At 47.3% G+C, this 19,954-nt stretch carries 20 protein-coding genes; 11 read left to right on the top strand and 9 right to left on the bottom strand.

Annotated features, from left to right (window positions below; genetic code table 11):
• The first annotated feature begins 19 nt into the window (after window positions 1-19).
• A complete protein-coding gene (locus C943_RS06210; protein WP_008625441.1) occupies window positions 20-1,060 on the top strand; it encodes a DUF4407 domain-containing protein in 1,041 nt (346 codons plus the stop codon).
• Here the strand turns inward: C943_RS06210 and C943_RS06205 are convergent.
• From C943_RS06205 to C943_RS06195, 3 genes are read right to left on the bottom strand one after another with little or no spacing between them, the layout of a single operon-like run.
• A complete protein-coding gene (locus tag C943_RS06205) occupies window positions 1,041-1,811 on the bottom strand; it encodes a DUF5995 family protein (RefSeq protein WP_008625439.1) in 771 nt (256 codons plus the stop codon). The two genes, C943_RS06210 and C943_RS06205, sit on opposite strands and share 20 nt — an antisense overlap.
• A complete protein-coding gene (locus tag C943_RS06200) occupies window positions 1,811-2,536 on the bottom strand; it encodes a VIT1/CCC1 transporter family protein (protein WP_008625436.1) in 726 nt (241 codons plus the stop codon). Before C943_RS06200 ends, C943_RS06205 begins: the two co-directional genes overlap by 1 nt.
• A 1-nt stretch (window position 2,537) precedes the next feature.
• Entirely contained in the window at window positions 2,538-3,698 is a 1,161-nt protein-coding gene (locus C943_RS06195) for a dipeptidase (protein ID WP_008625435.1), read from the bottom strand.
• Between the two features lie 217 nt (window positions 3,699-3,915).
• Here C943_RS06195 and C943_RS06190 point away from each other — a divergent pair, with 217 nt between their 5' ends.
• Window positions 3,916-4,569: an MCP four helix bundle domain-containing protein gene (locus C943_RS06190; protein WP_008625434.1), complete on the top strand. Its 654-nt coding sequence runs from the start codon at window positions 3,916-3,918 to the stop codon at window positions 4,567-4,569.
• 57 nt (window positions 4,570-4,626) lie between these two features.
• On the opposite strand, the gene C943_RS06185 is transcribed toward C943_RS06190, so the two are convergent.
• From C943_RS06185 to C943_RS06165, 5 genes are all read right to left on the bottom strand, one after another.
• Window positions 4,627-5,526 carry a sugar phosphate isomerase/epimerase family protein gene (locus C943_RS06185; protein ID WP_040479291.1) on the bottom strand — a complete coding sequence of 300 codons (900 nt, stop codon included), beginning with the start codon at window positions 5,524-5,526 and terminating at the stop codon, window positions 4,627-4,629.
• 114 nt (window positions 5,527-5,640) lie between these two features.
• Window positions 5,641-6,198 (bottom strand): gluconate 2-dehydrogenase subunit 3 family protein, encoded by a 558-nt coding sequence (locus C943_RS06180; protein ID WP_008625432.1) that lies wholly within the window; start codon window positions 6,196-6,198, stop codon window positions 5,641-5,643.
• An 18-nt stretch (window positions 6,199-6,216) separates the two neighbouring features.
• Window positions 6,217-7,896 carry a GMC oxidoreductase gene (locus tag C943_RS06175; protein ID WP_008625431.1) on the bottom strand — a complete coding sequence of 560 codons (1,680 nt, stop codon included), beginning with the start codon at window positions 7,894-7,896 and terminating at the stop codon, window positions 6,217-6,219.
• Between the two features lie 26 nt (window positions 7,897-7,922).
• The gene (locus C943_RS06170) at window positions 7,923-8,801 is read right to left on the bottom strand and encodes a hydroxypyruvate isomerase family protein (RefSeq protein ID WP_008625430.1); all 879 of its coding nucleotides are present in this window, start codon (window positions 8,799-8,801) and stop codon (window positions 7,923-7,925) included.
• A 14-nt stretch (window positions 8,802-8,815) separates the two neighbouring features.
• On the bottom strand, window positions 8,816-10,048 hold the full coding sequence (locus C943_RS06165) for a nucleoside permease (RefSeq protein ID WP_040479288.1): 1,233 nt from the start codon (window positions 10,046-10,048) through the stop codon (window positions 8,816-8,818).
• 268 nt (window positions 10,049-10,316) lie between these two features.
• Between C943_RS06165 and C943_RS06160 the strand changes: the two genes are divergently transcribed.
• The 9 genes from C943_RS06160 (at window position 10,317) to C943_RS06115 (ending at window position 18,905) form a co-directional block, all read left to right on the top strand.
• Complete coding sequence (locus tag C943_RS06160) at window positions 10,317-11,486, top strand: Gfo/Idh/MocA family protein (protein ID WP_040479285.1); 1,170 nt, start codon at window positions 10,317-10,319, stop codon at window positions 11,484-11,486.
• Between the two features lie 180 nt (window positions 11,487-11,666).
• Complete coding sequence (locus C943_RS06155) at window positions 11,667-12,719, top strand: sugar phosphate isomerase/epimerase family protein (RefSeq protein WP_008625424.1); 1,053 nt, start codon at window positions 11,667-11,669, stop codon at window positions 12,717-12,719.
• Between the two features lie 21 nt (window positions 12,720-12,740).
• On the top strand, window positions 12,741-13,166 hold the full coding sequence (locus C943_RS06150) for a c-type cytochrome (protein ID WP_008625423.1): 426 nt from the start codon (window positions 12,741-12,743) through the stop codon (window positions 13,164-13,166).
• The gene (locus tag C943_RS06145; protein ID WP_008625422.1) at window positions 13,166-13,900 is read left to right on the top strand and encodes a 3-keto-disaccharide hydrolase; all 735 of its coding nucleotides are present in this window, start codon (window positions 13,166-13,168) and stop codon (window positions 13,898-13,900) included. The genes C943_RS06150 and C943_RS06145 overlap by 1 nt, the downstream gene beginning before the upstream one ends.
• 143 nt (window positions 13,901-14,043) lie before the next feature.
• On the top strand, window positions 14,044-14,892 hold the full coding sequence (locus C943_RS06140) for a hypothetical protein (protein ID WP_008625421.1): 849 nt from the start codon (window positions 14,044-14,046) through the stop codon (window positions 14,890-14,892).
• The gene (locus tag C943_RS06135) at window positions 14,889-15,293 is read left to right on the top strand and encodes a hypothetical protein (RefSeq protein ID WP_008625419.1); all 405 of its coding nucleotides are present in this window, start codon (window positions 14,889-14,891) and stop codon (window positions 15,291-15,293) included. The genes C943_RS06140 and C943_RS06135 overlap by 4 nt, the downstream gene beginning before the upstream one ends.
• Window positions 15,294-15,494: 201 nt before the next feature.
• Window positions 15,495-16,046 carry a gluconate 2-dehydrogenase subunit 3 family protein gene (locus tag C943_RS06125; protein WP_008625415.1) on the top strand — a complete coding sequence of 184 codons (552 nt, stop codon included), beginning with the start codon at window positions 15,495-15,497 and terminating at the stop codon, window positions 16,044-16,046.
• Between the two features lie 11 nt (window positions 16,047-16,057).
• Window positions 16,058-17,752 (top strand): GMC oxidoreductase, encoded by a 1,695-nt coding sequence (locus C943_RS06120; RefSeq protein ID WP_008625413.1) that lies wholly within the window; start codon window positions 16,058-16,060, stop codon window positions 17,750-17,752.
• A gap of 145 nt (window positions 17,753-17,897) precedes the next feature.
• Window positions 17,898-18,905: a hypothetical protein gene (locus C943_RS06115; protein ID WP_008625411.1), complete on the top strand. Its 1,008-nt coding sequence runs from the start codon at window positions 17,898-17,900 to the stop codon at window positions 18,903-18,905.
• 485 nt (window positions 18,906-19,390) lie between these two features.
• Here C943_RS06115 and C943_RS06110 read toward each other — a convergent pair whose 3' ends face one another.
• Window positions 19,391-19,798, bottom strand: a complete 408-nt coding sequence (locus C943_RS06110) for a hypothetical protein (RefSeq protein WP_008625409.1) — start codon at window positions 19,796-19,798, stop codon at window positions 19,391-19,393.
• Window positions 19,799-19,954 lie beyond the last annotated feature (156 nt).

The raw sequence follows: 19,954 nt of genomic DNA, 5'->3' as shown, positions 1-19,954 counted from the left end.
TTCAATCCCATTTTCCTTCATGAAGAAACTCACGCGCTTTTTCTGGTTCTGTTCCGGTGCCTATGCTCCGCTTTTGGAAAAGTCACCTACGGAGACCCACAAGTATGTGGGTATCGGCGGCACCGTTTTTTTCACAGGGTTATTGGCGGCGATTTCCGCGGGGTATGCGCTGTTCACAGTTTTTCAGTCTGTCTGGTATGCAATCGGATTTGGCCTGGTCTGGGGCTTGATGATTTTCAATTTGGACCGGTTTATCGTATCCAGCATGAGGAAACGGAACAATGCCTGGGCAGAGTGGAGGATGGCGATCCCAAGGTTGGTTTTTGCGGTGCTTTTGGCCATTGTCATTTCCAAGCCATTGGAAATCAAGATTTTTGAGCGTGAAATCAACCGAAAACTGGACGAAAAGAAAACGGAAATGATCGCGCAAAGTAAGGAGCGACTGAAATTGGGATTTGCTGAAATCAACGATCTTGAAGCCAAAAAGGACAGTCTCCGTGCCGAAGTGGAGGCTGCGACGGTATTCCGGGATAAACTTCAGAAAGAATATGATTTTGAGCGCTTTGGTACCAAATCGGATGGAACTTCGGGAATCGTCGGGATCGGAACCAACGCGAAGAAAAAGGAGCAGCAACTCGATGCCGCCCAAAATGATCTGAACAACCTGAAAGCTGCCCATCAAGTCAGAATCGATACTTTGGATGCACAAATCCAGCGCCTGACGGCACTTCGTCAAGCTGAATTTGACAAGATACAGCCGAATATCGATGGATTCGACGGATTGGCGGCCCGACTTGACGGATTGCAAGTGTTGACTGAGGAGAGCAATGCAATGGCCATGGCCAATATTTTTATCATGCTATTGTTCGTGGCCGTCGAGACAGCCCCGATTTTTGTGAAGCTGATTTCCCCGAGAGGTCCATATGATGATCTTTTGGATTTGGCGGAGCACCGGGTGAAATCCTACACCAAGGAGCAGACCGTGAAAGTAGATGGCAGCAGCGACAAGAGGCTTCGGGATTTTCGGACAAGCTTGGATATCAGGCCCGAGCCTTTGTAATCTGTGCTTCTGCAATTTTGCCGAGTTGGTCCATGATCTCGGGCACGGATTTCCATTCGGAGAGACCCGCGATCCAAATCAATAACCTCAGCTTGAGGCCGGGCCTGATGAGTCCTTTGGCGAGCAGGCTAATGACTTTGTCACGTTTTCCGATCGCTTCTGACTCGTCCTCGGCGGCTGCAAACCGCTTGGCAAATTTCCAAGCGCCTTCCCGTGCCAGTTTGATGCTAAAGTTGACCAGGATTTCCTCCTTGCCTTTTGAAAAACGGATCAATCGGGAGAACGTGGGGGAAATCGTGCCGATGTTGAGCTTGACATCATCTACCAAATCGCCCAATACCTGATTGATCTTGTTGAAATCACCTTCGATATCTTCGAGGTTTTTCCCTTTCATGGTCTCTACAGCGGCGATTCCCAAATCAAGGTTGATATGCGCATTCATCCCAAGTAACAGGTGCTGTAGCACCAGGTGGTTTGTCGACACGGCCGCATCAAACGCCAATTTCCAGCTTTCGGTAATCTGCTGTCCGGTTTGGTAGGCGTGGTAGGCATCGATAAAGCGCTTGGCGAAGAGGATATCCAACTTCTCCATCCGTGGATTGTCTTCAAACTCACCCGCCAGAATCCCATCCCTCACGCGAATCGTAACCATCCGGTACAACACGGCAAAAAAGCCTATTCGGCTGCTCTTGTCGCGGCAAGATTGGACGATCTTGTCCATTTCGGCGATGACTTCATTGATTGTTTCCATCAAGAGTTGATTAGTATGCTATCCAAAACATCACCCACTAAATAGGCGACAAATGCGGCAACGACGCCCAAGGCAAGAGTTTCCCAGACACTTTTCAAAACCGGCGTTTGGTTGACGTAACTTTTCAACCAGCCCACGACCACAAAAGCGACACTTGTGCCAATACTCGTCCACAGGAACAGTGAAATGCCTGACTCGAATACAAAATCATAGACATAGAAGGCCAAGGGAATAAATCCAACCAAAACAAATGAAATCAAGGTAGCAAGTCCGATGTTGAATGGGCTTTTGGAATCTTCGATCATATCTAGCTCGTTTTTCATCATTTCATCGACCCATCTATCGCGGTCCGCGGTGATGACATCCACGACCTTTTCCAGCAATTCGCCCTCAAATCCCTTGGCTTTGTAGATTTGAAGGACTTCTTCTCTTTCCATTTCGGGGATGTTGTCCACTTCCCAATATTCAATGGCGCGGTGTTTTTGGTAATTTTCCTTTTCTGATTTGGCTGAAAGGTAAGCACCCACGGACATTGAAAACCCGTCTGCCAACAAGTTTGCAAACCCAAGAATCAGGATAATTGAGGTGTCGAGATTGGCTCCGACTGCTCCTGCGACAACCGCGAACGTAGTCACCGCCCCGTCTATTCCACCATACACAAATTCCCTCAGGTAGTGCTGAAACCTACCAAAAAATGAAACCTGTCGGTGCATTTGGCTTTCCATACTAGAGATTCGCCAAAAGGAAATTTTTCACGTTTTCGCCCATGATGGCTCGGATTTCATCTTCCGCAAAACCCTCGTTCAAAAGTGCATCCACGATCAAGGGCAAGCCCGTAATGTCAAACGGTGCGGCAACGCTGCCGTCGTAATCGCTGCCCAAAGCGATATGTTCTACTCCGACGAGGTTTTTGACACGCTTCATACTCGCGACAATTCCCCGAAGTTCGTCCGGTCCCTGAACCATATCGAAAAACGCGATGCCGATGATTCCCTCTTTGGCGGCGATCTTACGGATCTGCTCATCGGATAGGTTTCTTGGTGAATTCAGCACAGACCTGATGCCGGTATGCGAAACCATCACCGGCTTGCTGGACATCTCCAAGATGTCGTCGATCATTTTTGGTGAGGCATGGGCGAGGTCGATGATCATACTTAGCTCGTTCATGCGCCGGATGACTTTTTTTCCAAAATCCGTCAATCCTTCTCCGCTCGCTCCATGGGCCGAGCCACCCATCTCATTATCAAAGAAATGCATTGGCCCGATCAGCCTCACGCCAGCCTCATAGGCCTTATCAAGGTTTTCTATCTTTCCCTCCAATGCATGGGCCCCTTCGATTCCCAAAAGACCGCCAATGACATGCTTATCTGCTTTCCTTTTCTCAACCAGTTCCAGTACATCTTCTGGATTTTTTACAATGATGAACTCATCGTGAAATTCTGCTGCAAATTCCTCCAATTGTGCAGATTGGTAGAGGGTTCGTTTCATCAGGCTAAACCAATTGGATATCGGTCTCCCCTGCACGATGTTTAGCAGGGTGATGTTGTCCTGCGTGTCGGCACTGTTGGATTCCATGTTTTGCCCCTTGGGGGATTTAGAAACAACAGTGAAGACCTGCAGGGCGATATTACCCTCCTGCATCCGCGGAAAATCCACGTGTCCGCGCTTGCCACGCTTCGTCAGGTCACGTCCCCATAACAATGCATCGCAGTGAAGATCTGCCACAAAATCCAGTGAAGCATATAGCTCTGAAGCTTCTTCTGATACGGAGTAGGGAGGTAGCTGCTTGACAGGGTTGTTGCCTTTTTCGATGATTCCCGGAACGATAAGCGTCGCAAGCCAATACAACAGAATCAAGCTGACAAGCGCAATTAGGATTTTTTTCATTTAGAATCGGTTGCGCTTTGAATATAAACAAAAACTTATATCTCCGATACCCAAATTACAGATGAGCCTATGGTTATGGTTTGAGAATTCAAAAAAATCGGGAAACTTTAGGTTATGTCACCGCAAAAAATTTAATTGGGTGCCAATTTAAGGCCTTGACCTTAGTAGGACTTAATTTGGCTGGCCAGAATATCATACACCCATAGTATACCCGATCATGTCTAGAACCCAACTTCAAAAAAGAAAACTGAAAGTAGCTACCATTCTTACAGTCCTTATCATCATGATCTTTGGGAAAAATATTCTGGAACGTAGGAATTTCAATGACCTGGGCAATTCATTCGTTTCCTTTTATGATGATAGGCTCGTTGTGGAGAGTTATATATTTTCCATTTCGGAGGAACTTTTTAGGATCAAGCTTCTGGTAAACCACTGCGCTTTTGAGAGTGATTATTCCAACGCCGTCGGGGAAATCACCAAACGCGAAAACGATATATTGAAGATTGTGGAGGAGTTTGAGGACACAGACTTGACGATCGCAGAAGCAGGGTATTTGACCGATTTCAAGAAGATTATCCAGGAAAACCTGAGGATTGCTGACTATGCGCTACTCTATAGCGACACCCAAGGCATCAATACCCAGAAAGTTAAGGAATACAACAGTTCAATAGAGCGTGCTTTGGTGGATTTGGAAAAACTCTCCCAAATCCAATTGGAGGAAGGCCAGAAAATCGCCAAAAAGGCAGAGAAGACGGTCAATAAATCAAAGATATGGGCACAATTTGAAGTTGCCGCATTGGTGATACTGATTGTGATTATCTATTTGCTGATCTATACTTCCCGGTCCATCAGGTCGGAATTTGTGAATTAAAAAAAAGCCTACCCGAAAAAGGTAGGCTTTCGCATTTCTTAGTGGGTTTTAACGGTTTCAAAAAACCAAGTTTTTCATGTAGGCAGCGTTTTTTTCAGCCGCGTCCATGGGGTTGGTTCCTTCAAACCGCTCTTGCTCTACGATAAAATATTTCATCCCGTTGTCCATTCCTGCCCTTAGGATACTCGGAAAATCCATGATTCCCGTTCCGACGATCGTTGATCCATTTGCTTCTGAGAACGGCAGATCACCGGATTTGTCCTTTACGTGGCCCAGGGTAAATCTTCCCGGATACTTTTTGATGTACTCGATGGGATCTTTTCCGGCGGTATACACCCAATAAGTGTCCATTTCAAAATCTACCAAGCCTGGGTCGGTATTCTCCATCAGGTAGTCTTGTGGGATTTGACCGTCAAGCGTATCAAACGTGTAGCCGTGATTGTGATAGGCGAATTTCACGCCATGCTTTTTGCAGATTTCCCCTTGTTTGTTGAAATCGTCCGCAAGCCTTTTGAAATCATCCATGGATTTCTGTGGACCGACCCAGGGACAGATCAGGTATTGCATGCCGATAGAACCGGCTTGTTCTGCTTGTTGCTCGAGGTTTTCGAAGGTATTGGCGTGCGATGCGATAAACTTCACTCCCAAATCATCCATCAATTTCTTGAAGTCCGTGGGGCTCATGCCCCAGAAAATACCTTTTCCTCCGTCAAATCCTTCCAATTGGGTATATCCAAATCCTGCGACGGATTTGATTGTAGCAACAGGGTCTTCAGCCATATTTTCTTTGACCGAGTAAAGCTGGAGGCCAAAGTCATCAAGGATACCCTTAGCCGCATCCAATATCGCATCGGTAGTGGATTCTTCCTTTTTGGCAGGACTGCAAAACTGGAGGGGCAATAATGCACCGACGCTTAGCGCGGAGCTGATTTGGATAAATTTTCTTCTGTTTGTCATGCGGGTTGCTGGGTTTTGGTTCAAAATTAATTTCCCACGGTGACAGCCCTTTCAGTTTTACCGATTGAAAGAGCGTACCGTGGGAATACTCGATATTAATGTACAAATCTCAAATTAGATCGCATAGGCTTTGTCACCGGGTTTGTAATCGATACAGGGCTCATATCTTCCTGGGACCTCATAATAGCGAAGTTGCTGGGTAGCTCCAATTTCGGAGGTGAAATATCCCAAGACCGTGAGATCTTGAAGCATTTTGACCACTGCGGCGTTTTTGCCTTCTGGATTTTCAGCTTTGGCTTTTAATCCGTTAAGGTAGGAGGTTCTTTCTTCTACCGTTGCCTCCATGAAGTCTTTGCCTTGGCTAGCTTTGAAATCCTTGATAATGAAATTCAATCCATCTGTAAAGGCCTGTTGCTGTTCGGCGGCATAGGTATCTTTCACCATCATGACCATAAACTCACCGATTTTGGTGGCTTTGGCTCCGGGCGTATCTGTGGTCGGGATGATAGCTTCGCCGATTTCGTCCAGGAATGCGATATCATCGGGACTGAATTCCAGTCCAATGATTTGGTGTTCGGGTTTGCAGCCGGTCAGGATGGCATTGGCACCTACCATAGCCCCGCCCATCATGATGACAAAGCTTTTGATTGCGTCACGTCTATTGATTGCCATGATTCAGTTCTTTTGAGATTAAAGATTTCTTTTCTTGAGTTCTTCGACCGCGAAATTCGCAGCCCGGGCTGTCATCGCCATGTAGGTCAATGAAGGGTTTTGTGCCGCCGCCGAAGTCATGCAGGCACCATCGGTGACAAACACGTTCTTGGCATCCCATACCTGGTTATTGCCGTTGAGGACGGAGGTTTTCGGATCACGTCCCATCCTAGCTGTTCCCATTTCGTGGATGCCTTGGCCCATCGTGTAGCCTGCGTCAAAGGTTTTGACGTTTTTCAGACCTGCTGCTTCCAGCATTTCAGCGGCGTCATTCATCATGTCCACCCGCATTTTTTTCTCGTTTTCCTTGATCTCGGCATCCATTTCAAGTACGGCAATACCCCATTTGTCCTTGACATCCTTGCTGAGCTTGATGGTGTTTTCGTGATAAGGAAGTATCTCGCCAAATGCCGTGATGCCCATCGACCATGGTCCTGGTTCGGAAAGCGCTTCTTTCAAAGGGGCCCCGAAATTGATCTCGGCTACATTTCGGCTCCAGCCTGATCTTGAGGCTGCACCTTGATAGCCAAAGCCCCTGAGGTAATCACGTTTGTCGTCACCGACATTTCTGAACCTTGGAATGTAGACGCCGGTCGGCCTTCTTCCGAAATAGTACTTGTCTTCGTAACCCTCTGCGGTACCATTGGCACCCAAGCGGAAATGGTGGTCCATCACGTTGTGGCCCAATTCGCCCGAGCTGCTTCCCAAGCCTTCCGGCCATATATCCGTCGCGGTACGCATCAGGATGGAGGTAGAATTAAAGGCGGAGGCGCAAAGGAAAATAATCTTGGCATTGAACTCATAGGTTTGGTTGGTTTCGCCGTCCACGATTTCTACCCCGGTTGCTTTTTGGCTGTCTTTATCATAGATCAGTCGGGTCACGATTGACCAAGGCCTCAAAGTGAGATTTCCCGTAGCCATTGCAGCCGGAAGGGTAGAGGATTGGGTGCTGAAGTAGCCTCCAAAAGGACAGCCAAGCGAACATTTGTTCCTGTACTGGCACTTGGTCCTGCCGGGTAGGTCTTGGGTAGCATTGGCGACCCGTCCGATTGTGACGAGTCTTTTTCCACCCCATTTTTCTTTCACCCGTGCAGCTACATCTTTTTCGACACAATTGAGCGGCATGGGTGGCTGAAGGTCGCCGTCAGGAAGGATTTCGTATCCGTCCCTACTGCCTGAAATACCGGCAAATTTTTCCACATAACTGTACCAGGGCGCCAAATCCTTGTACCGGATCGGCCAGTCAATGGCAATCCCCTCCTTCAGATTTGCTTCGAAATCAATATCTCCCAAACGGTAGCTTTGCCTTCCCCAAAGCAGGGATCGACCACCTACCTGATAGCCTCTGAACCAAGTAAAGGGTTTTTTCTCGATGTAGGGGGAATCAGATTCGTGTGCCCACCAGTCGAGGTTGAGTTCATTTAAAACATAATCCCGCTTGAGATTGGGGTGGTTTTCCAGCATCTCTGTAGTCCTGCGACCGCGGTGTGGAACTTCCCAAGGTGCGAGTGTGGCTGTCTTGTAGTCTGCCACGTGCTTCACGTCCGGTCCCCTTTCGAGCAAGAGCACTTTTAGCCCTTTTTCTGTCAATTCTTTCGCAGCCCAGCCTCCGCTAACTCCCGAACCGACTACGATTGCATCATATGAATTGTCTGCCATAATAAATTGGTATTGTTAATTGTTTTTTAAAGGTCGCATAAGAGGACGGCTTTTTCCAACGAAGCCATCTTGTCCGGGTTTTTGGGGACAAATTCCTGACAAAAATATCCCTTGTAGCCGGTATCCAAAATCGCCCGCACGATCGCCGGGTAATTCAATTCCTGTGTTTCGTCGATTTCATTCCGGCCTGGATTACCGGCGGTATGGTAATGTCCGAAATATTGGTGGTCCCGTTTGATAGTCCGGATGATATCCCCCTCCATGATTTGCATGTGGTAGATGTCGTACAGGAGCTTGAAGTTGGGCGAACCAACCATCTTCACCAATTCTATTCCCCAGGCACTGTTGTCACACATATAGTCTTTGTGGTCTACTTTGCTGTTCAGCAGTTCCATGATGATCATCACATTGTGTTTTTCGGCCAATGCCATGATTTTTTTCAAACCCTCCGCACAATTCTTCAAGCCCGTCTCTTCATCCATTCCTTTGCGATTGCCGCTAAATGCGATCAGGTTCTTGTAACCGTTTTTCGCGACCAAAGGAATCACCTCGGTATAGCCCTTAATCAATTGTTCGTGATATTGTTTGTCGTTGAATCCCTGTACAATACCCATATCTGCGCCGTTGCACATCGAACATTCCACGCCATTGGCCTGCAAAATCTTCCAGTTGTTGGGGCCGATCAGGTCAATGGCATTGAATCCGATTTTCTTGATTCCTACACATAGTTGCTCAATCGTCATGGGGTTGAATGGCCAATGGCAAACGGCATGGTTGACGTTTCCTTTGAGCGGGGTTGCAGCTTTCATTTCTTCGATTGCAGTAGCGCTAAGCGGAAGCGTTCCGGCTGCCATGCCAGAAAGCAGTATTTTTTTGAGGCTGTTTCTACGGCTAAGTTGGGTCATATGAAGAGAGGGTTTTAATTGAATTTTTTTGAAACGGACTCGTTTTTGAAGAACACCAAAAACACGATGACCACCAAGATCGCGATGCCGGATGGAATCATCCAAATCGATTTCCAATCATGGCTACCCGCCTCGGTGAGGAAAATGTCTGTGACTTGTCCAGCGATCGCGAAACCAATCAGCATGCCGATTCCATAGGTAGCAAGGGTAATCAGCCCTTGGGCAGAGGATTGGAATCGTTCACCAGCCTTTGAATCGGTATAGATTTGTCCGGAGACAAAAAAGAAATCATAACAGATGCCATGAAGCGCAATGCCTACCAGGAGCAACCAGAGTCCACCGTCGGCGTCTCCAAATGCAAAAAGGAAATACCGCAATGACCAAGCAAGCATCCCAACGAGAATGGTCACCTTGAATCCAAATCTTTTAAAGAACAAAGGAAGTAACAGCAGGAAAAGCACCTCGGATACTTGCCCGATGGTCATCTTTCCGGTTGGATCGGATACGCCGATTTCGGCTAGGAATGGGTTGGCGTTTTGATAATAGAAGGCGAGTGGGATACAAATCAGGATCGAAGAGAGGAAGAATACCGCATAGTTTCTGTCCTTCAATAAGCCCAAAGCATCCAATCCGATTAAATCGGAAATTTTGACCTTGTCGCTGCTCCTGCCTTTGGGTGGGGTTTTTGGTAAGGTGAAACTGAAAATCCCCAAGATGACGGAGGCAATTGAGGCCATCAGGAAGGTATTGCGAAGCGAGCCATCTGCGAGGCTTGCGGCAGAATCCCAAAAGAACACATAGCTGATCGTGAGGCCAGATGCAATCCAGCCGATTGTTCCCCATACCCGGATCGGGGAAAACTCTTTTTCAGGGTCTTTCATTTGCCTGAAGGAAACCGAATTGGCAAGAGCCAATGTCGGCATGTACAAAACCATATAGGCAAAGATGAAAGGATAAAAATCCGAGAAGCTTTGGGCTTGGTAACACGCATACAACAAGACTGCACCAACCAAGTGTAAAAAGCCCAGAATTCTTTCCGCATTGAAATATCTGTCCGCCACCAGCCCAATGATAAATGGTGCAATGATGGCCCCAAATGACTGGGTGGAAAATGCCGCCGATACCTGAGTGCCCGTTGCGTTGAGGTTAAGGCCGAGGAAGGTCCCCATGGTCACATACCAAGACCCCCAGACGAAAAAATTCAAAAACATCATGAGTGACAGCCTCAGTTTTGTTCCAAAAGGCATAGCGTATTCTATTTGGATTGATGAAAGGGGAAGGTAAAGTATCAATTTTTGGGGACAAATTCAGGTTTTTCCTTTATTTTTAACTGCTCCCAAAACCAGTTTCCAAATAAGTAATAATGAAATTGAGTTCTTGACCACTCATAACAACTTACTGCAATTGGTCATTTTAATGTGTTTCGTTGGGAGTGGAGACAAAATCATAATTTATCTTTCAGAAAAATTCTACCCAAAATAAATCACTTTTAAACACCATTAATCAGAATCCATAATGGCAGCTCAAAAGAAACTCAAAATGGGAATGGTCGGCGGCGGGCCGGGTGCATTCATCGGTGCGATTCATCGAAACGCCGCATTGATGGACGGACTAATCGAACTGACCGCGGGTGCATTCAGCAGCAATCCTGATAAATCCCGGCAGGCGGGCGAAGAATTGATGTTGGATCCTTCTCGGGTGTATGTTTCCTACGACGAAATGATCGAAAAGGAACTCGCCCTTCCTGAATCCGAACGGATTGACATCATCAGCATCGTCACGCCGAACAACGTGCATTTTGACCCCACCAAAAAGGCACTCGAGAATGGATTCCATGTTGTGTTGGACAAGCCCATGACTTTGACCTATGACGAAGCAAAGGCGCTTTACAAGGTCATCAAAGGCTCCGACAAGCTCTTTTGCCTGACCCATACCTACACCGGCTATCCTATGGTGAAGCAAATGAAGCAGATGATCGCCAATGGTGAAATCGGAACCATCAAAAAAGTCTACGTGGAATACCCCCAGGGCTGGCTTTACAAATTGTTGGAGCACGAAAACAACAAACAGGCAGAATGGCGTACCGACCCCGCAAGAAACGGAAAGGCAGGCTGTTTTGGTGATATCGGAACTCATGCATTCAACCTTATCGAGTATGTCACAGGGATGAAGGTGGCCAAAATCTGCGCTGACTTGGATATCAAGGTTCCGGGTAGGCCAATTGATGACGACGGGGCCGTTTTGTTGAGATTCGAAAACAATGCTTCCGGTATCTTGACCGCTTCCCAAATCGACTGTGGTGCCGAGAACAACCTGAAGGTACGTGTTTATGGAGATAAGGGCGGCCTAGAGTGGCAGCAGGAAGACAACAACAGCTTGATAGCAAGATGGCCCGGGAGACCTGCCGAGATCTACCGCGCCGGAACAGGCTACTTGGGTTCATTGGCCAATGAAAACACCCGTACTCCCGCCGGACACCCGGAAGGATACATCGAGGCATTCGCAAATATCTATCGCAACTTCGCGAGATGCATCTATGCCCTTAGAAAAGGAGAACAACCAAAGGCGGAATGGTGGGATTTCCCCGGTGCAGAGGATGGTATCCGCGGTATGGCCTTCATTGAGTTGGTGCTGAAAAGTACCGCTTCTGAACAAAAATGGACACCGTTTGTAGTGGAGTATTGAGATGGATAATTTATGATTTGCGAAATAGGTACCAAGTACGAAGTACGATGTACCAAGTTTCGAGAACGAATAACTCAATAACCAATAACTCACTAACCAATAACCAATAATTCGCCAACTCACTCATCCAATTTTCCAATTTCCTAATTTTGCAATCTTTCAATCCCAATCAATAAACCTATGAAAACCATCAAAGGACCGGCGATATTCTTGGCACAGTTTGCCGATGACAAAGCGCCTTTCAACAACCTCAAAAACATCTGCCAGTGGATGTCAAAGGCAGGCTATAAAGGTGTACAGATCCCTTCTTGGGACGCGCGGATGATTGACCTGCAGAAAGCTGCGGAAAGCAAAACCTATGCAGATGAAATCAAGGGCATCGTCAATGAAACAGGAATGGAGATTTCCGAGCTATCGACACACCTTCAGGGGCAATTGGTCGCGACGCATCCTGCTTACAACGAACTTTTTGACGCATTTGCACCCGCCAGTCTTGCGGGGGATTTGAAAGGGAAGTCGGAGTGGGCTACCCAGCAACTGAAATTTGCAGCGAAGGCTTCCGCCAATTTGGGTCTGAATGCCCATGCGACATTTTCGGGAGCATTGATGTGGCATACCGTTTACCCTTGGCCGCAGAGACCTGCCGGCTTGGTCAATACGGGATTCACGGAGTTGGCCAAAAGATGGACGCCTATCCTGGACACCTTCGATCAATACGGCGTCGATGTTTGTTACGAACTGCACCCAGGAGAAGACCTGCACGACGGGATTACTTTCGAGATGTTTTTGGAAAAAGTCAACAACCACAAGCGCGCCAATATCCTCTACGATCCGAGCCATTTTGTACTGCAATGTTTGGACTATTTGCAGTTCATAGATTTCTACCACGACAGGATCAAAATGTTCCACGTCAAGGATGCCGAGTTCAATCCTACCGGAAAGCAAGGTGTCTACGGAGGCTTCCAAGGCTGGGTTGACAGGGCAGGAAGGTTCCGCTCGCTGGGCGATGGGCAAGTAGATTTCAGCGGTATCTTCAGCAAATTGGCGCAGTACAATTACGATGGCTGGGCGGTATTGGAGTGGGAATGCGCCATCAAGCATCCAGAACAGGGCGCGTTGGAAGGTGCACCATTTATCCAAGACCACATCATTCGTGTGACAGAAAAAGCATTCGATGACTTCGCTTCTGCCGGTGCAGACGAAGCATTCAACAAGAAAATCCTAGGCATTTAATTATTACCAATTCAAATATTTATGAAACTTTCAAAATCAATTTCTTTTGGCCTGATGGCCGTATCGCTCTTAACATACGCCTGCGGTGGTGGGGGTTCCAGTACTTCTACAACTACCGAGACGGTAGCCACGCCTCCGCCTGCGGCCGCGCCAGTAAGCCTTGAAGACAAATACAAAGATGACCCTGTGTTCATTGCGGGTTCTGCCAAAACCAAGGAAGCCGGCTGTACGGCCTGCCATATGGTCGAAAGGAAAATCGTAGGCCCATCCTATGCCGACGTAGCCGCCAAATATGAAAGCACGCCAGAAAACATTGAGCTTCTCACCAGCCATGTGATCAATGGACATGTGGGTACTTGGGGAGAAATCCAAATGCCTGCCCATCCGCAGTTGGCGAAGGAAGATGTAGAAACCATGGTCAAATACGTCCTTTTACTGAAGAAATAATGAAAAGAACTTATCTCTACCTGATTGCTGCCGGTTTCCTTGCTTTCGCCTGTGGGGGTAAACCTACCGAAACGACCACGGAGGTCGAGGAGGTAACTGTACAGGAGCCAGAATGGATTTCCTTGTTCGATGGTCAAAGCTTCAATGGTTGGTCCAAGTATGGCGGTGGGGAAGTAGGCAAAGCCTGGAAAATCCAGGATGGTGCGATTTACCTCGATGCCAAAAACAAAGCCAACTGGCAAGAAGGGGATGGAGGCGATATCGTGACCAATGAGGAATTTGAAAACTACCATTTGCAGGTGGAATGGAAAATTGCGCCAAACGGTAATTCCGGTATCATTTTCTTTGTACATGAAGCCCCTGAGTTTGGATATCCTTGGATGACCGGACCCGAAATGCAGGTCTTGGACAATGACGGACACCCAGATGCCAAGATCGTCAGCCACAGGGCTGGTGATTTGTACGACCTGATCGTTAGTGCTGAGGAGACTGTGAAGCCGGTGGGTGAATGGAACCTCGCTGAAATCATCGCCAAGGAAGGAAACCTGGAACTTCACCTCAATGGGGTCATGGTAGTATCTACCACCATGTGGACGCCTGAGTGGGAAGCCTTGGTTGCCAAGTCCAAGTTCAAGGATATGCCTGGTTTTGGGAAGTACAAGAAAGGCAAAATCGCCCTCCAGGATCATGGAGACGAAGTTTGGTTCAGGAATATTCGGATCAAGAAGCTTTAAGGGCGCAACACCGATCTGTCAAAAAGCCTTTGGGAAAACTTTCTGAAGGTTTTTTGCTTTCTAGGGAATTTGGGGTATATTTTATCCTCGCTGTCGATATTATCGACCGACGTTTTGGTTAGATTTTATTTTTTTGGTAAAAAATGGGAAAAAGAAAGATCGGAATTTTAGGCTTGATTTGGATGATGCTGGCCATGGCTTCCTGCACCAATCTGAGGCATGTGAGCGATTTTTCTGGCTCGGCAAAGAAAGGATTGGCGAGTTTCGAATCCTTGGGTTATGGATTTGAAAAAAGCTGCTTGGACAAGTGCTTCGAACAAAGTAGCCAAAAACTCGAACTCAATCCCACTTGCCCTTGCCAACAAGAAGCCAAGGCCGATTCTGCGACTTTTGTGATCTATCAGGCTCTATCAGCCTATTTGGATGGACTCAATCGCCTTTCAGCCAATGAGACTGCCAGGTACAATACCAAGGCCTTAACCGACCAGGTGGCCTCTGGCTCCTTTGGCGGCATTACGTTCAGTCCCGAGCAAGCTACGGCTTATATCAACATCGGCAATATCATCGGAAATGCCATCAGCAACGGCTATCGAAAAAACAAGGTCCGCCAATACGTGACCGAGGCGGATCCGTCCTTTCAGGAATTGATCCGGTTTTTGGAATTCACCCTGTCAAGAAATCTGAAGGGGATTTTGCGCAATGAAACCAGCATGTCCCAAGTCACCTATTTTCAGTTGTACCGGGACCCGAGTCTTTCAACATTTGAGAAACGACAGGTCGCCAATGAGTATTTTGCCAGAAAACGTACCCTCGAACAGTACGGGAAGGAGATTGACATTTACGTGCAAATGTTGGCTAAGATCGGTGTAGGGCATCGTGAACTCGCGGAGAACATCGATCAATGGAGCCTTGCGGACCTGAAGTCGCAACTTTCAATCTTGAGTGGGGATTTGGAGGAATTGTACGGCTACTATAAAAAATTACAACCATGAGCACATTATCTGCCGAACAAGCCACGGAACTGGGCGACCAATTTTCCAAAATGGGCGATGAGATCAGAGATTATTATCTTGGGAATTTTGATGCTTTGAGTCATGAAGAGCGGGATACAATGTCGAAGCAAATGATGGAAATGTGGTCCATGTCCAGCAGCATGTACACGCTTTCGGCCGTGTTGGTTTTGGATGACTTGGATGCCAGTCTTCAGCAAATTCGGGGAATCCAAGCCGAGATAGGCTCGACCTTGAAGAACTTGGCCAATGTCCAGAAAGCCATCGACATTACCGGTGCTGCTGTTGCCTTGGCTGCTGCTTTGCTCAGCAAAGACCCCAAAGCAATCGGAACGTCCATGGAGGGATTGGCGGGAAAAATTGCTGACGCGAAGACTGCCTGAGCAAATCATCTGTTTTCTTGGCTTCTTCATCCTTTTTTCGAAATCGATCAAAAGGTTCTATTTGACGGCGTTTGCCAAAGTAAATCAGGTATCCATCCACCAATCCCATCCATTTTCCATTGATACTTTTTGGGCAGGTATCTCAGGTGTTTTGTCCTTCAAAGCCCTATATTAGAACTGGTTAATAACCCAAATAACCCTATGGACAGACGTAAATCCCTCAAAATCCTAGGAGGAACAGCCGCCGGTATTGCTGGACTGGTATTGGCGGACTGGAAGTGGCAACTTGTGGACCAAATGACCCACAAGGGCTTTTTCACTTTCAAGGAGGAGAAATTGATCACGGCCATTGCCGATACCATCATTCCCGCCGGCTTGCCTCCGAAAGTCCCTACTCCAGATGCAAAGCCTATCGGTGCGCTCAGTACAGGTACGGATAAGTTTTTGTACCGCCTCTTTGAGCATTGCTATGCAAAGGAAGACCAGGATTTGATCAAAAACCAACTGGCCGCTTTGGAGCAGAAATCCAAGGAAACAACAGGAAAGTCCTTTGCCAAGAACAGCCAGGCCGAAAGGGAAAAGTTGCTGATGGCGCTTGGAAACTCCGAAGACGAATCTGAAAAGAAGTTTTTTGACCTGATGAAATCCCAGACGATCATGGGCTTCACTACCGTGAAGGAAGTAATGGCCGACTATCGAGGCTATAAAGTCGCCCCTGGTTTATTCAATGGATGTGTGGAAGTGAACGCTTAACCTGAAACGAGATGCTACAAGATTCTAAAGACAAGAGGACCTACGATGCTATAGTAATTGGATCGGGAGCGAGTGGGGGATGGGCTGCCAAAGAGCTTTGTGAGAAAGGGCTCAAAACCCTTGTGTTGGAACGGGGACGCATGGTCCGCCATATCGATGATTATCCGACGGCTTCAAAAGCCCCTTGGGAATTTGAGTTTCGAGGAGTCGTACCAGTCGAAAAACGCTCCGGGATCGGCGCGGCCCGATGGGCAAGAGAGGAGACCATCCACTGGGCGTTGGCAGAGGACGAGCAGCCGATTATCGAAGAAAAGCCCTTCCGATGGTTCCGTGGCTACCATGTCGGAGGTAAGTCTTTGCTATGGGCGCGGGCTACACAGCGCTGGTCGGACTATGATTTTGAAGGTCCCGCGCGGGATGGGTTTGCCGTAGATTGGCCTGTTCGGTATAAAGATTTAGAGCCTTGGTTGGACTATGTGGAGACCTTTGCGGGAATTGCGGGAGGCAGGGATGGATTGGCGGAGCTGCCGGACTCGATTGTTCAGCCTGGATTTGAATTGAGCTGTATTGAAAATTATTATAAGGAGCAGTTGAAGAAAAACTACGGCAGCCGCCATTTGATCCAGGGACGTTGTGCGCACCTTACCGATCCGCAGGAAATCCACCTCAAGCAGGGACGCTACAAGTGCCAGAACCAAGGGATGTGCAACCGAGGCTGTGTGTATGGCGGATATTTCTCGGCCAATGCATCCACGCTACCCTGGGCTGAAAAGACCGGGAACCTGACCATCAGACCTGATTCGGTTGTTGAGTCCATCATTTATGATGAAGCAAAGGGCAAGGCCGTTGGCGTGCGCATCATCGACCGCGAGACCAAGGACGCGATCGACTTTTATGCCAAGATCATATTTGTCAATGCTTCGACCATTGCTTCCAATGCCATTTTGCTCAATTCCAAATCATCCCGCTTTCCCAATGGAATCGGCAACGACAATGGATTGATGGGGAAATTCTTGGCCTGCCATAACTATCGAGGCAAAGGTAGCGCAACTTTCGAGGGCTTTTTTGACAAAGCTACCGAGGGGCGTCATGCAGGACATGCGTATGTGCCAAGGTTCAGAAATGTTTTCAAACAAGAAACAGATTTCCTCCGTGGCTATTCCATTGGGATGGCAGGCGGTAGGGGACTGGGGTCCGATACCAGTATGATCGGGCATGAATTAAGGGATAATCTATTGAACCAAAAATACGGCAACTGGCACATGTCTGCTTGGATGCAGGGGGAAACCGTCCCGATTGAATCCAACCATATGCGTCTCAGCACTGACCAAACTGATAAATACGGGATACCAAAAATCATCCTTTCAGTAGAGTGGACAGACAACGACGACAAGATGACCGCTGACTTTATCCAACAGCAAACCGAGATGTATGAGAAGGCGGGCTTTACCAATATCAAGGTCGAAGACTCAGGGGCACCTCCAGGATCAGATATCCATGAAATGGGCGGCGTCAGAATGGGCAGAGACCCGAAAACGTCCTTGTTGAATGAATGGAACCAATTGCATGCCTGCAAGAATGTATTTGTTTCGGATGGGGCAAGTTTTACAAGTACAAGCACCCAAAATCCCACGTTGATGTTTATGGCCTTTACAGCCCGCGCTGCTAACCATGCGGTGGAGGAACTTAATCGGATGAATCTTTGAGGGATGCACCCAGCCACCACCGAAGGTCTATACTACGCTTAGATGGGGCCATTGGGAAAAAATGACTTTGCTTGTTTTTTTATGGAGCAGGGTTGTAGTTGTGGGTGCTGCTCCTACATACTGACTTGAATAGAATTTCAATGGCATGAAAATGGACGAAGAGCTTCAGGTAAGGCGTGAACGCCGATTAGGCATCCTTTCGGGGGTTGTAGAAGTCAGCGGGTACTTGACTATGTGGCCGTTGTTTTGGTTTCTTTTTGGGGACTCTGAGCCGTTTGTTCGAGCGATTGGTAAAGTGTTCGGGTCTTTAACTCCGATTATACTATTAGTTATTACCGTAACACCGACATATACGGGCTTATTCGTCAGCCGTCAGTTGAAAGATAGACGGAATGCCTTGCGTTCGGATCGTGCGCGAAAAGCAGCCATCGCAGACGTTAGAGCACCGTTCGTCTTTCTCCGGCCTTTTTCAGAGGGTGCTCTGACGTCAGAACCAGCACGGCACTACGGACGCCATAGTACTGAGATTCACGGGCTCTCCTATGCACATGCGATTGCAGCAGCACTGCCAAAAGATAGCCGAATGTTGGCCATCGGCTCGGCGGCCGATATCCGAAACTACTACGAAAAGTCCGATGTGATGTTCATCCAGTCCGAAGAGGCGACCTGGCTCGAAATGTTTTCGATGGCTGTATCAGCTGCGCGTGGCGTGATTGTGATTCCCGGTACAAGTGTCGGTCTCATGCATGAAATCCAAGTGATTCGAGAGCGTGACCTGTGGTATAAGGTCGTATGCTTCATGCCGCCGCTCCCTAATCCAAGCCGCCCCTTCAGATTCCTAGATCGGTTTGTCGACGAACAAGCCGCTGCGAAGCAATGGAAAAGAGTGTGCGTTGTATGGAACGACCTAGGGTTTGAGTTACCGGCATACGATCCCAAAGGCCAAATTTTCACTTGCAGCCAAGATTTCCGCCTAAAAGCAAGCGTGTCACTTGAGTATGACATGGGCAAATTGCCGGCCGCATTTGCAACGCTACTACCTACACTTGCGGGGAGCGGCACACCTCTTTGCGATGTATTACCAGCGTTGCTACAGCACGAAGCACCGAGGAGACGGCCACATTGGTTTACACGGTTTTACGCACCAGGCTGACGGAATAGGGTCGAAGTTCGGCACGCTTCTAATTGAACGCAGTTGACGAGGCGCGACGGCACTCGTGCTTTCAACTCCCGCCTTTCGAATCGCAACTGAGCTTCGTTCTTTCTAATGTATCAAATTCATCTTCATTTGAAGGTAATTTGGCATAACTTCAGTCTGTAAAAAAAATTCCTTGCTGCTTTTTGGAATACAACTTTATCAGCGACTTTAACATCAATAAATTTAGTTGTAATTGGTTTCAGAGTCTTCAATAGAAAAGAAAGTATCCTTCAATCGTAAGACAAAAAATAAGCGTTCGCTAGTTGGAGACGAAAATGTTTTCATCAGGGTGGAACAAACAAATAACCGATAGAATTGATTGTTTTTTTGCTATTTGTCACCAAAAAAAGAAACCCCCACCTTGGAGTGGAACCAAGAAGAGCTTTTGCTGATCTTTTTCGCCAAGTTATACTCAACCAAAAGAAACTCCAAATTTCCAATTAGTTGAATCCCTGTTCAAGAAATTCCTTGTACCTCCGGTGGAATCTCTTTTCGCCAACTCTTTTGAATTCTTGATAATCCGTCAAAACTCGAGTGTTTTGATAAGGGTTCAAGTTGGATTCGTTTATATGGAGGTCACCTCTTTTATCGTGGATCAATGATTCGTTTTGATGGGTATCGTCTTTAAAATTGATGATATACAAACTATCTATTCGACTCCATTCAAAATCAAATTTTGATCGCAAGCTCCCTCCCCAATCATAAAGTTTCCCAGTCCCATCATCAAAAAATATCAAAAAATCGGCATGACGGTAACCTTTTGAAACAAAAAAACAATCTTCCGATTCTGTTTTAATTGGCAAGTCTTTCGGGAAGCTTAACCAAAGAAAGATGGCTAAAATCATCATTTAACTACTGCTTTTTTAAGTTTTTTTCGAAGTCATGAATTTCAGACTTTCGCTGGTAGATAATTTAAGTCTCCCAACACTTAAACGAAATCTACCATCTATTCCCTTTAATCACAAATTCCACTAATGAAAAAGGAGTAGATGACACCTACTCCT

Origin of the sequence: Mariniradius saccharolyticus AK6 (assembly GCF_000330725.2) — a bacterium.
In the GTDB taxonomy this organism is placed as follows: Bacteria; Bacteroidota; Bacteroidia; order Cytophagales; family Cyclobacteriaceae; genus Mariniradius; species Mariniradius saccharolyticus.
This window is presented reverse-complemented; position numbering and strand designations above follow the sequence as displayed.

Bases quoted from the DNA above. Each gene is read 5' to 3' on its own strand.
- C943_RS06210 (WP_008625441.1), top strand. From the start codon at position 20: ATGAAGAAACTCACGCGCTTTTTCTGGTTCTGTTCCGGTGCCTATGCT.
- C943_RS06205 (WP_008625439.1), bottom strand. From the start codon at position 1,811: ATGGAAACAATCAATGAAGTCATCGCCGAAATGGACAAGATCGTCCAA.
- C943_RS06200 (WP_008625436.1), bottom strand. From the start codon at position 2,536: ATGGAAAGCCAAATGCACCGACAGGTTTCATTTTTTGGTAGGTTTCAG.
- C943_RS06195 (WP_008625435.1), bottom strand. From the start codon at position 3,698: ATGAAAAAAATCCTAATTGCGCTTGTCAGCTTGATTCTGTTGTATTGG.
- C943_RS06190 (WP_008625434.1), top strand. From the start codon at position 3,916: ATGTCTAGAACCCAACTTCAAAAAAGAAAACTGAAAGTAGCTACCATT.
- C943_RS06185 (WP_040479291.1), bottom strand. From the start codon at position 5,526: ATGACAAACAGAAGAAAATTTATCCAAATCAGCTCCGCGCTAAGCGTC.
- C943_RS06180 (WP_008625432.1), bottom strand. From the start codon at position 6,198: ATGGCAATCAATAGACGTGACGCAATCAAAAGCTTTGTCATCATGATG.
- C943_RS06175 (WP_008625431.1), bottom strand. From the start codon at position 7,896: ATGGCAGACAATTCATATGATGCAATCGTAGTCGGTTCGGGAGTTAGC.
- C943_RS06170 (WP_008625430.1), bottom strand. From the start codon at position 8,801: ATGACCCAACTTAGCCGTAGAAACAGCCTCAAAAAAATACTGCTTTCT.
- C943_RS06165 (WP_040479288.1), bottom strand. From the start codon at position 10,048: ATGCCTTTTGGAACAAAACTGAGGCTGTCACTCATGATGTTTTTGAAT.
- C943_RS06160 (WP_040479285.1), top strand. From the start codon at position 10,317: ATGGCAGCTCAAAAGAAACTCAAAATGGGAATGGTCGGCGGCGGGCCG.
- C943_RS06155 (WP_008625424.1), top strand. From the start codon at position 11,667: ATGAAAACCATCAAAGGACCGGCGATATTCTTGGCACAGTTTGCCGAT.
- C943_RS06150 (WP_008625423.1), top strand. From the start codon at position 12,741: ATGAAACTTTCAAAATCAATTTCTTTTGGCCTGATGGCCGTATCGCTC.
- C943_RS06145 (WP_008625422.1), top strand. From the start codon at position 13,166: ATGAAAAGAACTTATCTCTACCTGATTGCTGCCGGTTTCCTTGCTTTC.
- C943_RS06140 (WP_008625421.1), top strand. From the start codon at position 14,044: ATGGGAAAAAGAAAGATCGGAATTTTAGGCTTGATTTGGATGATGCTG.
- C943_RS06135 (WP_008625419.1), top strand. From the start codon at position 14,889: ATGAGCACATTATCTGCCGAACAAGCCACGGAACTGGGCGACCAATTT.
- C943_RS06125 (WP_008625415.1), top strand. From the start codon at position 15,495: ATGGACAGACGTAAATCCCTCAAAATCCTAGGAGGAACAGCCGCCGGT.
- C943_RS06120 (WP_008625413.1), top strand. From the start codon at position 16,058: ATGCTACAAGATTCTAAAGACAAGAGGACCTACGATGCTATAGTAATT.
- C943_RS06115 (WP_008625411.1), top strand. From the start codon at position 17,898: ATGAAAATGGACGAAGAGCTTCAGGTAAGGCGTGAACGCCGATTAGGC.
- C943_RS06110 (WP_008625409.1), bottom strand. From the start codon at position 19,798: ATGATGATTTTAGCCATCTTTCTTTGGTTAAGCTTCCCGAAAGACTTG.